Here is a 13,368-nt window from a genome sequence, read left to right on the forward strand (position 1 = left end):
CACATGACCCCCGGGTGAACGGGAGTCGTGCGGTTCACAGGATCGATCGGGCCAGCGCCACCGCGCCCTCGACGGGCGGTACCCGGATGGGCTGCGGCCGTGCCCCCGGCACCCGCTCGGCGAGCGCCGTGGTGAAGGCCTCGTACAGGCGGGGCTGGGCGAGGACGGTGCCGCCCGCGACCACCACGTCGTCGACGGGGACGCCGCGTTCGGCGAGCCGTACGACGAGTGCGGTGAGGGACCGACCGGCCTCCGCTATCACCTCGCGCGCGAGGAGCGAGCCGGCGTCGGCGGCCGTGAAGACGACGCGGGCGTGGCGGCCCCAGTCGGCGGAGACGTCGGAAGCGCTTTCCAACGCGGCGCCCAGTGCGGGCACTTCGGCCACGGCGAACGCCTCGACGAGTCCCAGGGCGAGCGGGTCCGGAGCCTCGCCGCGATCGTGCGCGGCCCACGCGGCGCGGGCCGCCTCGCGGACGAGACCGGCGGCGCCGCCCTCGTCGCCGAGTACGGCACCCCAGCCGCCCACTTGGAGCCGGCTGCCGTCGGCGAGCAGGCCCACCGCGACGGAACCGGTGCCGGCCACCAGGCCGACCCCCTTGTCCAACCCGGCCGCGGGGACGAGCAGTTCGGCGTCCCCCACGACAAGCGCCGGAATCCCGAGACGCTTCTCCAGCGCGGCCCGGATCTCGGCGCACTGGCGGGGTGTCTCACAGGCGTGCCCGCCCACGGCGACCGCGGAGGGGCGCACGTGTGCGGGCAGGGAGTCATGGACCAGTGCGGTCAGCCAGTCGGCGGCGGTCGCGATGTCGTGCGGCCGCCAGCCGCTGCTTGCACGGATGTGGTCGGCGACGACATCCGGGCCCGCGCAGGCGCGCAGATGTGTCTTGGTGCCACCCACGTCGATGCCGACCACGAGGGGCGTGGAGTCCTGCACGGAACCTCTTTCGTCGTTGCGCTGTGCTGCGACGGTGGGCGAACCGTGTCCGGGGGGACGGAAGTTGAAGCACTAGGGAAGCCCCGGGACGGGCTTCTGTCGGACCACGGCAGGCGAGTACCGTGACGTTCGTTAGGAAGTTAACTAACGAAGTACAGTGCGTCAAGAGGCATCGCGTATCAGGCAACGGGGAGTACCGTCCGGGCCCGCGTGACGCCAGGACATCCCATCGCCGCAGCCCATGGACACCCTCCGGGCGCGCGGCCTGTGAACTGGGGGAAGTGTGGAACACGTCGTGGCGCGGGCGTCTCGGCTGACCGAGAGCGCGAGCGCGGTGTTCGAGGTGCTGGCCAGAGCCGGCAGTGCGACCCGCCCGCAGCTCGCGAGCCTGGCCGGCCTGTCCAAGCCGACGGTGTCCTCCGCCGTCGTGGAACTGGAGAGCGTCAACCTCGCCGCCCACTCCGGCACCGCCTCGGGCGGCACGGGCCGCAACGCCGCCGTCTACCGGCTGGGCCCGGCCGCCGGTGCCGTACTCGCCGTCGACCTGGGCCCCGCCCTCACCCGGGTGCGCGGCTGCGCCCTCGACGGCACGCTGCTGGCCGAGGCCACCGAGTCCCGTGAGGACGCGGCCGACGCCGTGCGCGAGGCCCTCGACGCGCTGCCCGCAGGCACCCCGCTGCGCACGGTCGTCGTCGCCGTCGGTGATGTCGCCGCGCGGAACCGGGCGGGCGCCGGAATGCGCCCCGCGACCGCGAAGGCCGGCCCGGTGTTCGACGCCATGACGGTCGCCCTGCCGCCCGGTGTGCCCGTCCACCTGGAGAACAACGTCAACTGCGCGGCCCTCGCCGAACTGCACGAGGGCGCCGCGCGGGGCCGCGACACCTTCGGCTATCTGCGGATCGGCGTCGGTATCGGTCTCGGCATCGTCGTCGGCGGCCATGTGCTGCGCGGCGCGAACGGCGCGGCCGGTGAGCTGGCCCGGCTGCCCTACCCCTGGGACGACGCCGTGGAGCCCCGCAGAGAGGCCCTGGAGGAGTACGTCGGGGCGCGCTCGCTGCTGCGCCGGGCCGCCGCTGCTTGGCGGGCCGACAAGAACGCGGACGGGCCCTGCCCCGACACCGCCGACCAGCTGTTCGCCCTGGCCGCGCGGGGGCAGCCCACGGCGTCCGCCCTGGTCGGCCGGCACGCCGCCGACGTGGGCAGACTCGCCGCCGCCGTGGCGGCCGTACTGGACCCGGGACTGATCGTCCTGGGCGGCAGCACGGGCACGGACCCGCAGCTGCTGCCCGGGGTGCGCACCGAGCTGGGGCGACTGAGCTGGCCCACCGAGGTGGTGAGCAGCACGGTCGGCGATCTCGGCACCGTGGTGGGCGCCGCGCGGCTCGCGGTCGCCAGAGGAGTCCAAACCGTGACCGATGCCGCGGGGGTGAAGGATTGACGGCCTCGGACTCGGTCTGCCAATGTCCGGACAAGCGCTTTCTAAGTCGGCCGGGACGTCGACTCGGAGTGAGCCTCCCGCCCGTACGAGAAGTACGGCAACCGCACCAGGGTGTGCTTGTGCGGCAGCGGCCGAGAGGGCCGGGGATGCCACCCATCAGAACGGCGAGGCCGGGCGAGGCCAAACCCCCTGAAAGCGAACCTTTCTGCAGAATGCACCTGTGCCGCCTCGGATGGCGCCGTGCTTCCTCCGCTACGAAGAAAAGGGATCGAAAGATGACCAGAGTGAGTGTGCGGAGCTCCCGCCGACCCGTCCGCGGTGGCATGCGCCGGATGGTTCCTCTCGCTGCCGCGGCCTCGGCCGGAGCCCTGCTCCTGACCGCCTGCGGGTCGGGCTCCAGCTCCGGAGGCACCTCCAAGTCGCTGACCTTCTGGATCTCCACGGTCCCGGGCCAGGACGCGGGCTGGAAGAAGCTGGTGGCGCAGTACAAGAAGGAAGAGGGCGTCAGCGTCAAGCTCGTCAACATCCCCTACGACGGGTACCCGACGAAGCTGCACAACGCCGCCCAGGCGAACTCGCTGCCGGATGTCGCCGACGTCCCCGCCCTCGACCCCATCTGGTCGAGCAAGCTGATCGACCTCAGCTCCATCACCGGCAACAAGGCCAACAACATCAACTCCAACTTCCTCGCCAAGGACTCGTCCGGCAAGGTGCTGGCCATCCCCTCGGACGTCACCGCGTCCGGCCTGTTCATCAACAAGTCGCTCTTCGAGAAGGCCGGCGTCGCCGTCCCGTCCTCGCCCTCGAACACCTGGACCTGGACCGAGTTCATCGCGGCGGCCAACAAGGTCCGCGAGAAGACCGGCGCCAAGTACTCCCTGACCTTCGACCAGTCGCCGTCCCGGCTGCGCGCCATGGTGTACGAGATGGGCGGCCAGTACGTCCACGCGGACTCCTCCGGCAAGTTCTCGGTGGACGACGCGACCAAGAAGGCCGTGAAGTACTTCGTCGGACTGAACGACGACAAGACCATGCCGAAGTCGGTGTGGACGAGCGGCGCCGACCCGTCCGCCATGTTCCAGAGCGGTGACGTCGTCGCCTACTGGTCCGGTGTCTGGCAGGTTGCCTCCTTCGCGGACAGCATCAAGAAGTTCGACTGGGCGAGCGTCCCGACCCCGGCCCAGCCGGTGCAGGCCAGTGACGTCAACAGCGGCGGCATGATGGTGGGCTTCAACAACAACAGCGCGGCGTCCGCCGCCGCGAAGAAGTTCCTGTCCTGGGTGTACGAGCCCAAGCAGTACACCGAGCTGGTCGAGACCTCCGGCTTCCTCCCGGTCGAGAGCGGTCTGAACCCGAAGTACCCCTTCAAGTCGGCTGCGGCGCAGGCGGCGTTCAAGCTCTACAACGAGGAGATCCCGCTGTACGCGCCGATCTCGGGTTACTTCAACAACGCGCAGACGAACTGGGTGCTGAAGGGCAAGAGCCTCGCCACCGACCCGACCAAGACGGAGCTCGGCAAGGCGATCAACGGCCAGCAGTCGGTCGACAAGGCCCTGCAGAACATCGTGGACGGCTACAACACGGCGGTCGGCGGCTGATCGTAGGGCCAAGGGCCCGGGCGGCGGGATCGAACACCGCCGCCCGGCCCTGGCCGCCACGTGATGCCGGGCTCACGGCGTGGGCCCACAGCAATCCATCCACCAGCACGGAAGTCAGGAAGATGACAAAAAGCGCCGCGGACGTGTCCGTGAGGCCGCCCAGGAAACGACGCAGCACCTACACCCTCGCGCCGCTCGTCCTCATCGCGGCCAACGTCGTGCTCTTCGCGCTGTTCTTCGTGTGGCCGGCGGTGATCGGGCTCGTCTACTCCTTCACGAACTACACCGGTGTGGGGGCGTTCCAGTTCATCGGACTGGACAACTACCACAACCTGTTCGGGGACTCCACCTTCTACGACGCGCTGACCCGGACGCTGCTGTACGCCGTGCTCTTCGTGCCGCTGAACTTCGCGCTCTCGCTGCTCGCCGCCAACCTGGTGGTCAACAAGCACGCCAAGGGCGCGTCCGTCGCCCGGGTCATCTTCTTCATCCCGTGGCTGCTGTCGCCCATCGTCGTGGGTGTCCTGTGGCGGTGGCTGTTCGGCGAGAACTTCGGACTGGTCAACTACATCATCGAGAAGTTCGGCGGCTCCGCCGTTCCGTGGCAGTCGAACGCGGACCTCTCGCTGATCGTGGTGGTGTTCGCGGCGTCCTGGGCCTGGACGGGCTTCTCGATGCTCCTGTTCATCGCCGCGATCAAGAACGTACCGGTGTCGTACTACGAGGCCGCCTCGCTCGACGGCGCCGGTCCCTGGCGCCAGTTCATCAGCATCACGCTGCCGAGCATCGCGCCCACCTCGTTCATCGTGATCCTGCTCAACACGATCAACGCGATGAAGGAGTACCCGGTCTTCGTCTCCCTCAACAACGGCGGACCCGGAACCTCGAACAACCTGCTGGTCCAGTACATCTATCAAACCGGCTTCCAACGGGGCCAGATCGGCTACGCGAGCGCCGCGTCGTTCGTGCTCATGCTCATCCTGATGGCCGTCGCGATCATCCAGCTGATCGTCAACCGGCGGGTGGAGAACCGATGACAACCACAGACATGCCGCGCAAGGTCGACGCCGGTTCCGGACGAGCCGTTTCCAAGAAGCGACCCCGCAACTCGCGCGACGGCGGTCTCCGGCGTGCGGTGCCCGCGACGACATTGCTGTGGGCCCTGGCGGGCCTCTACGGGCTGCCGGTGCTGTGGTTCATCCTCAGCTCCCTCAAGCCGGCCAGCGACCTGTTCTCCTATCCGCTGACCTTCATTCCGCACAACCCCACCTTCTCGGGTTACTCCGCGGCGTGGCGCAGCGCCAACTTCTCGCAGTACTTCATCAACACGACCATCGTGTGTGTCATCACGACGATCCTCACGGTGGGCGTCAGCTGCTGCACCGGATACGCGCTGGCCAAGTACGACAACAAATGGCTCAAGGCGTTCTTCATCTGCATCCTGGCCACCACGATGCTGCCCGGCGAGGTCATGCTCGCCCCCGAGTTCCTCGTGGTCCGCAACCTCGGCCTCTACAACTCGTTCGCCGGCATCATCCTCCCGGCCGTGCTCACCGCGACCGGCTGCTTCATGTTCCGCCAGTTCTTCATCACCGTCCCCGACGAACTCGTGGAGGCCGCCCGAATCGACGGCGCCCGCGAACTGTCGATCTTCCTGCGGATCATGGTGCCGCTCTCCCGGCCCATCATGCTGACCCTCGCCATCCTGTCCTTCCAGTGGCGGTGGAACGACTACATCTGGCCGCTGCTGATGCTGAACGACCCGAACAAGTTCACCGTGCAGATCGGCATCCAGAGCATCGTCGGCGCGCAGAACATCAACTGGTCGGTCCTGCTGGGCGCTTCGGTCATCTCGATGATCCCGCTGATCGTCATCTTCCTGGTCTTCCAGCGCTACGTCATGGGCGCCGACATCAACGCCGGCCTGAAGGACTGACCGTGTCCACCCCGCTCGACCACGAGTTCGTCCGCGCGGCGGCCGGCGCCGCCGACCGGTCGGCCGCCCCGCTGGCGGCCGACCCCGACGGGCAACTCGCCGGTGTGACCCACCGCGTTCTGGCCCGCCGGGTGAAAACCCTGGTCGCGGCATACCGTTCCCCGGACTCGGAACTGCACGACAGCCGCCGGGCCGTCGCCGCCGCGCTGGCCCACCTCGGCGCCCTGCGCGTCGCGCAGACCGGCACCGGCCTCTTCGCCGGCGGCGACAACGTGCAGTCACCGCCGGACTCAGCGTTCACCGTCAACGACGTGTGCGACGCGCACGTCCTCGCCGCGGGCGCGGGTCCGGAACTGCGCGACGTCACCGCCGCGCTCGCCGAGATCGCCGGCGCGGCGTCCGAAAGCCTTCTGGTGGGCGGGGTGCACACCCCGAACCACCGCTGGGAGTTGAGCGCGGCGCTCGCCCGTCTGCACCGCTCCTTCCCGGACGACCGGCTGCTCGACCGCGTCGGGCAGTGGCTCGCCGAGGGCGTCGACATCGACGCGGAGGGGCTGTACTCGGAGCGCAGCGCCGTCTACGCGTCCATCGTGACCAACCCGGCGCTGCTGTTGCTGGCCGAGGTGCTCGGGCGTACCGACCTGCTGGACGCCGTCGAACGCAACCTCGCCGCGACCCTGGACCTGATCAGGCCGGACGGCACGGTGGAGACCGTCCACTCGCGCCGCCAGGACCAGAAGCTCTCGTTCGCGCTGTGGCCCTACCTGCCGCACTACCGGCTGCTCGCGATCCGCACCGGCCGGGGCGACTTCGCCCGCGCGGCCCGCCTGGCTGCCGCCGACGGCATCAACGACCCCGACCTGCTCGCCCAGACCCTCCTCACCCCGGATCTGTGCCGCGCCCTGCCGGCCCCGGACGCGGAGAAGCTCCCGCGCAGCCGGTACCTCCCCACCGCACGCCTCGCCGCACACGTCTCGGCCAACGCGCACACCGTGGTGTACGGCGGCTCCGACGTGCCCGAGCACCGGCGCATCCGCTCGGGTCTCGCCTGCAACCCCACTTTCCTGCGCCTGTTCGCCGGTGCCGCCGTCCTCGACGCGGTCCGCCTCTCGCGGGTGTTCTTCGACCTGGGCCCGTTCCGTGCCGCCGACATGGAACAGCTCGCCGACAACCGGTACCGGCTCACCCAAACACTCACAACCGCCTACTACCGGCCGCTCCCGAAGGACCGGAGGCGCGCCGACGGCGCCTACCGCCTGGTGGACGAGGGCCGCTTCTCCGCGGCGATGGCCTTCCCCGACCGCCCTCAGGACGAGGTCTCCCACACGACCCGGGTCGAGGTCGACCTGCGGGAGGACGGGGCGGACCTGCGCATCGACATCAGCGGACCACGCGTGCCCTGGTCCCTCGAACTGACCTTCCGGCCAGGGGGAGTTGTAGCGGGCGCCGCACCGATCGGCGACGGTCGCTGGTGCCTGACGACCGGGCCGATGACCTACCGGGTCGGCGACGACGAGATCCGCGTCGAGGTCGACGTCGAGGCGGGCGAACCCCTCGCCGGACCGGACCGCGGCGACGTACTACGGTACGACCCGGGCCAGGACTACACGGTGGTGGGCGGCACCGACGCGACGACCGGGAACCGTGTCTACCTCGGTGGAAACGGCCCCCAGACGCTGAGCGTCGCACTGCGCACCAGCCGCCCCGCACCCGCCGTCTGACCCCGACGACCCACGCCACGGCCACCTCCGGCATGAAGGGCTGATCCACCCGTGCACCTCCTCCACCAGCGCGGCCCGCTGCACAACCTCCCCGACACCCCGGAGGCCTACGACGCGGTCCTCGCCGACGTAGTCGAGCAGGCCCTGCGGCGCATCACCCCGGAGGGCAACCTCGAACACCCCGACTGCTACGACGACATCGGGGACACCTCACTCGGGATCACGTCCCTGCTGGCCCTCGCCTGGCAGCGCGGCAAGGACCCACGGCTGCCGGAAGCGGTACGGCACAGCCTCGCCTTCCATCTCCGCGAGCGCGTCTACACCGAGGACAACCCCGGCTACCCGAACCTGAGGGTACGCAACTCCGGCCTCCCGTACGCCCGTTACGTCCTGGAGGCGGGCGCGCACCCCATCGGAGACTGGCCGAGCACCGCGTGGGCGCTGCTCCAGGCGGTCAACATCCTGGACGCGACGGACGGACTCGTCGACGACGAACAGCGCACAGCTCTCGTCGAGTTGGCGCACGGCTACTGGCGCTGGCTCACCGAGGCGACCTTCTTCAACCCGCAGGAGGCCGGCAACCAGGCGATCGGATGTGTCGTCGGCGGACTGATGCTGGCCAGTCATCTCCCTTCGCAGGAAGGGAAGTCGGTGCGTGAACGCGCGCTCGCCGTGTACGCGGACGAGATCCGCGCCCACCGCGTGAGCGACCGCGGCGCCCTCCTCCCGCCCGAGCACGGCGGCGCGTACGACAACAACTACGGCCCGATCTCACTCTCCTTCCTCGCGCAGGCCCACATCGTCAGCGGCGAGGACGTCTTCGCCGAGGACGGGGAGGCGCTGGCCCGCTACATCGACGCCCGCCTCACAGGCGGCGGCTTCGACAACGGCGGTCCGCGCTACAGCGAGCAGCACTCCGCCTTCGAGTCGGTCCTCGGGCTGCGCTACTTCGGCGCCCGTATCGGCGCGGACATCGGCCGTTACCGGGGCGACAGCCGCTGGGCCCGGCACGCGGTCAAGCCCGACGGGGGAGTGGACGGCCACTTCGCGTGGATGCTGGTCTGGCAGATCCAGGACACCACGCTCTGGCATCGAACCCCGTCCACGGCGGCGGTCCGCCATCAACTCCGCGCCGGTACCGTGTCGGTGGCCTTCGACAACAAGATGACCCCGTCGGTGGTCGAGGCCGACGGCACGTACTACCTGCCCGCGGCCGTCAACCGCCAGCACGGCTTCGGCCCGGTGCTCGACGGCTTCCTGCTGTGCCGTCCGATGGGCGAGGTACGGGTCCGTGACCTTCGCGCCGACGGTCTCACCGCCAAGCTGGTCACCAAGCCGGTCGTCGGCCGCGACCACGTCCTGCGGCACATCCGGTCCCTGTACGTCACCGACGGCACGCGTCTGTGGACGGCGGTCGCCGTCGAACGGCTCGACGGAGCACCGTACTTGCTCGCCGGACTGCCCTACGCGGCGGACGACGGGGACCGGGTGCGCCGGACGGCCGAGGGCGACGTCACCTCCGCGGGCGCCCTGCGCCTCACCCACCCGACCGGCGAGGGCGCGGACCACTTCGACGCCCGCTCTGAACTCTCCCAGCAGGAGGCGGCGTTCGCCCTCGCCGCCGACCCGCGCGGCTACGGCAACCCCGACGAGGGCTGGAGCCACCTGGTCACCTCCACGGCCCTGGAGGCCGACCCGGCACCCGGCGCACCGGAGGACCTGAACGTGTTCGTCGTCCGCTACGGCCCCGGAACCGAACCACTCACCGCCGAGTTCACGAGCGGCGAGAACGGTCAACTGACCGTCCGCACCGAGGCGTTCACCGCGGTGATCGGCGACGCGGCGGGCGACGCCCACGGAGAGCCGGAGCTGACGCTCCACGCGTGAGCCTCAGAGACGGGGCACGCCGTAGGGCGAGGGCGGCGCGGCCGGAGGGATCACCAGATCCGCCCGGCCGCGCGTCGTGGCGACCAGGTCGGCGTTGCGCTGGTCCGTGCCCAACACCCAGGCCACGGCGGTCTCGTGGTCCTTGCCGAACTCCTCGTGCCGGGCGACGAGTCGGCGGACGCGTTCGTCCTCGTCGGCCTCGCAGAACCACACCTCGTCCAGACACGGCCGTACCCGCGCCCATGAACCCCCGTCCAGCAGCAGGTAGTTGCCCTCCGTCACCACCAGCCGGGCCGTGGGAAGCACGGGGATCGCACCGGCGATGGGCTGCTCCAACACCCGCTCGAAACCAGGCGCGTACACGATCTCGTGGGTCTCCTCCCGCACCCTCCGCAGCAGCGCCGCGTATCCGGCCGCGTCGAAGGTGTCGGGCGCGCCCTTGCGACCGCGGCGGCCGAGCCGGTCCAGTTCGAGGTCGGCGAGGTGGAAGCCGTCCATGGGGACGTGCGCGACCCATGGCTCGCCGGTGCCGTTGAGCTCCCGCACCAGATGCTCGGCGAGGGTCGTCTTGCCCGCGCCCGGGCTGCCGGCGATGCCGAGCACGGCACGTCTGCCGGGGCGGGCGAGCGCGGTGGCACGGGTGAGGAGGTCGTCGAAGGTCAGCGGCACAGAGAGAGTGTGCCATCCGTCTCGGTCGCCCGGCCGGGGCGGTGACGCGCCGAAGATCGGGAATTCGGTCGGCAGAGAGACCATGGAGTGGGGGACAGGAACAGGAGCCGCCCATGCCCGACGACGCGACACAGATCCGCGCCCTCATCACCGACTGGGCCGCGGCCGTCCACCGCGGCGACCTCGACGGCGTACTGGCGGACCACACGGACGACCTCGTCATGTACGACGTCCCGGCGCCCCACGCCGGCATCCACGGTCTCGCCGCCTACAGCGCCAGCTGGCCGCCGTTCTTCGAGTGGCAGGGACAGGGTGCCCGCTTCGACATCGACACCCTCGACGTCACGGCCGGTACGGACGTCGCCTACGCCCACGCCCTGCTCCGCTGCGGCACCCCGGAGGAGCTCGCCGAAGACCCCACCCTGCGCCTGCGGCTCACCTTCGGTCTGCGCAAGGAGCACGGCCGTTGGCGGGTCGCGCACGAACACCACTCGTTCCCGCACGACTGACCGGCTCAGGACGCCTGGAGATCTACCGGCCGCCACCCGGGACCGACACGATCGCCCCCCATGACGATCACCGTCCGCCCAGGGCCGCCGCGGCCGGCCTCGCAGGGCCACGGGCCAGACGCTCACCGTCGTCGTACAGGAACGCCTGTTGCCGGTGGTGTTCGCCACCACCGGGACGGAGGCCCCAGGGTTCGATCCTGAGAGCCGGCAGCTCACGGCCGACCGCCTCGCCATCCGCGTTGGCGCGACCGGCACCGACGGTACGGCAGGCATGGCTTGGTCGTCCGGCCCCGGCTCTGGCATGATGAGCAAACGGAACCTCGTTCCGGAACGATACGGAACGTTGTTCCGGTTGGCAAGGCTTGAGGGTGAAGGAAGTGCGCGGTGAGTGAGAACGGCACGGATACCGGGAGCGCGGGCCGGTCCAAGCGGGCCGACGCCCGGCGCAACAAGGAGACCCTGCTCGACGCCGCCGCCAAGGTCTTCGTCGCGTCGGGCGTGGACGCTCCGGTGCGCGACATCGCGCGCGAGGCCGGCGTCGGACTCGGCACGATCTACCGACACTTCCCCACGCGGGCGGATCTCGTCATCGCCGTCTACCGGCACCAGGTCGAGGCCTGCGCCCAGGCGGGTCCGACACTGCTGGCGAGCAGCGCCACCCCGTACGCCGCGCTACGGGAGTGGATCGGCCTCTTCGTCGACTTCCTGGTCACCAAGCACGGACTCGCCGCGGTGCTGAGGTCCGACAGCGCAGGTTTCGAGTCGCTGCACTCCTACTTCCTCGACCGCCTCCTGCCCGTGTGCGCCGAGCTGTTCGACGCCGCGGCCGCGGCCGGCGAGGTCCGGTCCGACCTCACCGCCTACGAACTCATGCGCGGCGTCGGCAACTTGTGCGCCGGCGCGGAGGGCGACGACCGTTACGACGCGCTCCGGCTGGTCGACGTCCTCGTCACGGGCCTGCGCCTGCCGCGCTGACGTCGGTCCGGTTCCCGCGCGGGTGGCTGCGAGGCGGCGTTCCGCCGCCGGTCAGCCGTATCGCCGCAACAGGCCGTCCACGTACGCCTCCAGCCGTGCCGCGAGCACCCCGGACGTCAGATCGTCCCGCCCCAGGTCGCGCCAGGGCCCGGCGAGCTTCGCCCCGTCGGGGCAGTAGTGCAGGGCGTCGAGCAGTCGCCAGTACAGGTGGTCGGGGCCGTCGGCGAGGGCACGACCGCCGTGTGCCTCGTACCGCTCACGGAAGCCCAGCCCGTACGCCGGCCCGTGCAACAGTGCGAGCGCGGTCGAGCAGTGCGCCACATCCAGGTCGGCGGGCCCCCACGAGGTCTCGACCCAGTCGACGACCCCGCTGATCCGCAGCCCCGGCCCGGCTCCGGTGAAGAGCACGTTCCCGGGGTGGAAGTCCCGGTGCAGGAAGCGGCCTTCGTACGGCGGCGGATCGCGGCGGATCACCTCCACGGCGCGCTCCCACAGCGGGCCGTCCGGGGTGCGGACACGCTCCGGGGACGTCCATGGCTGGTACGTGCGTGGTCTTTCGGCCGGTACGACGTCGTGGACACGGACGAGTTGGGCCGCGAGCAGATCCAGGCGCCGGTCGAGGTCGTCCCCGTCCACGCGGACGCGGCCGGGCAGCGCGGACATCAACAGGGTCGGGTGGTCGCAGTGTTCGGCCGTGGCGTCCACCGCGACGAACCCGGGAGCCGGAATGCCCTCCTGCCCGGCGAGCAGCGCCAGGACGGACGCCTCGCGGCCCAGCAGCCCGGGCGCGTGGTACCGGAAGAACGCCTTCACGAAGGTCCGTTGCACCAGCTCCGTGCCGTCGTCGAGCGTGAGCCGACGCATCTGGGAACTCCAACCACCGGCCAGCAGACGCGCGTCGGCGACCGAGCGGCCGTCGCCCAGCTGCTTGTCCACCCACGCACGCGTGGCCGTCCAGCCACGGCCGTCGACGCCGGTCAGCACCGCCGCCACGAACTCCCGCCGGTCCGCACCCTGTTCGCGGAACCACATGCCCAACTGGTGCTGCGCGTCCGGAAGTTCGAACCGCGTGTACTGGGCGCGCGCGGCCAGCGCATCCTGTACGGCCTCGGTCACGGCCGACGGAATCACCGCGTCCGTGCCCGGCACGGCGAGCACCGCCCGGCCCTCGTAGGCCCGCAGCACCTCAAGCGCGGGCGCCTGCCGCCAGCTGTCCGGTTGCCGGATGATCTCGCTGAACCGGCCGTTCCCGTCCCCGAAGGGCACGTCCCACGCCTCGGCCGTGTACACGGCGGGCGCGCACAGCCCCAGCGCCGCCACCCGGTCCCCATAGTGCCGGACGAGATCCGCCACTGTCTGCCCACTCATGCTGAAGCCCACCAGGACCAACGGCCCGTCCGCCCCCGCGTACGCGTCGATCACCGCGACGGCCTGCTCGAACCGTCGCCGCAGGCTCAACTCGCCCAGCTCGCCGGTGCTTTGACCGTGCCCGGAGAAATCCAGGGCGACCGCTCGACAACCCTGGGCCACGAACTCCCGTACCAGCGGAAGCAATCGCTCCGTGCTGCTGGTGCCCGCGCCGTGCAGCACTACGGCGGTGACCCCGGACGGATCACCGCCGTACACACCGCTGAGCCGTTCACCGTCGTGGTCGTGCGTGAAGTCGGAGAGCATGCCCTCCATTCACTCACGCCGCGGCCG

At 70.6% G+C, this 13,368-nt stretch carries 11 protein-coding genes; 8 read left to right on the forward strand and 3 right to left on the reverse strand.

Translation table 11 applies throughout. The features are described 5' to 3' along the window. Window positions 1–34: 34 nt before the first annotated feature. Window positions 35–934, reverse strand: a complete 900-nt coding sequence (locus ACIBJH_RS08375) for an N-acetylglucosamine kinase (protein ID WP_399116050.1) — start codon at window positions 932–934, stop codon at window positions 35–37. Between the two features lie 295 nt (window positions 935–1,229). Between ACIBJH_RS08375 and ACIBJH_RS08380 the strand changes: the two genes are divergently transcribed. The 6 genes from ACIBJH_RS08380 (at window position 1,230) to ACIBJH_RS08405 (ending at window position 9,514) form a co-directional block, all read left to right on the forward strand. Further along, window positions 1,230–2,372 (forward strand): ROK family protein, encoded by a 1,143-nt coding sequence (locus ACIBJH_RS08380; RefSeq protein WP_399116051.1) that lies wholly within the window; start codon window positions 1,230–1,232, stop codon window positions 2,370–2,372. Between the two features lie 275 nt (window positions 2,373–2,647). After that, on the forward strand, window positions 2,648–3,970 hold the full coding sequence (locus ACIBJH_RS08385) for an extracellular solute-binding protein (RefSeq protein WP_399116052.1): 1,323 nt from the start codon (window positions 2,648–2,650) through the stop codon (window positions 3,968–3,970). A gap of 122 nt (window positions 3,971–4,092) precedes the next feature. After that, on the forward strand, window positions 4,093–5,007 hold the full coding sequence (locus tag ACIBJH_RS08390) for a carbohydrate ABC transporter permease (RefSeq protein ID WP_200710285.1): 915 nt from the start codon (window positions 4,093–4,095) through the stop codon (window positions 5,005–5,007). Next, window positions 5,004–5,906, forward strand: a complete 903-nt coding sequence (locus ACIBJH_RS08395; RefSeq protein WP_399116053.1) for a carbohydrate ABC transporter permease — start codon at window positions 5,004–5,006, stop codon at window positions 5,904–5,906. The genes ACIBJH_RS08390 and ACIBJH_RS08395 overlap by 4 nt, the downstream gene beginning before the upstream one ends. 2 nt (window positions 5,907–5,908) lie before the next feature. Beyond that, window positions 5,909–7,627: a hypothetical protein gene (locus ACIBJH_RS08400; RefSeq protein ID WP_399116054.1), complete on the forward strand. Its 1,719-nt coding sequence runs from the start codon at window positions 5,909–5,911 to the stop codon at window positions 7,625–7,627. 51 nt (window positions 7,628–7,678) lie between these two features. Continuing rightward, window positions 7,679–9,514, forward strand: coding sequence for a hypothetical protein (locus ACIBJH_RS08405; protein ID WP_399116055.1), 1,836 nt, complete (start codon window positions 7,679–7,681; stop codon window positions 9,512–9,514). Between the two features lie 3 nt (window positions 9,515–9,517). Here the strand turns inward: ACIBJH_RS08405 and ACIBJH_RS08410 are convergent, their stop codons facing one another. Then, entirely contained in the window at window positions 9,518–10,183 is a 666-nt protein-coding gene (locus ACIBJH_RS08410; RefSeq protein WP_399116056.1) for a nucleoside/nucleotide kinase family protein, read from the reverse strand. A gap of 113 nt (window positions 10,184–10,296) precedes the next feature. Here ACIBJH_RS08410 and ACIBJH_RS08415 point away from each other — a divergent pair, with 113 nt between their 5' ends. After that, entirely contained in the window at window positions 10,297–10,692 is a 396-nt protein-coding gene (locus tag ACIBJH_RS08415; RefSeq protein ID WP_399116057.1) for a YybH family protein, read from the forward strand. Window positions 10,693–11,076: 384 nt separating this feature from the next. Beyond that, window positions 11,077–11,667 (forward strand): TetR/AcrR family transcriptional regulator, encoded by a 591-nt coding sequence (locus tag ACIBJH_RS08420; RefSeq protein ID WP_399116058.1) that lies wholly within the window; start codon window positions 11,077–11,079, stop codon window positions 11,665–11,667. A gap of 51 nt (window positions 11,668–11,718) precedes the next feature. Here the strand turns inward: ACIBJH_RS08420 and ACIBJH_RS08425 are convergent, their stop codons facing one another. Next, entirely contained in the window at window positions 11,719–13,341 is a 1,623-nt protein-coding gene (locus tag ACIBJH_RS08425; protein ID WP_399116059.1) for an alpha/beta fold hydrolase, read from the reverse strand. Window positions 13,342–13,368: the final 27 nt, after the last annotated feature.

This window comes from Streptomyces sp. NPDC050548 (genome assembly GCF_044457385.1).
In the GTDB taxonomy this organism is placed as follows: domain Bacteria; phylum Actinomycetota; class Actinomycetes; order Streptomycetales; family Streptomycetaceae; genus Streptomyces.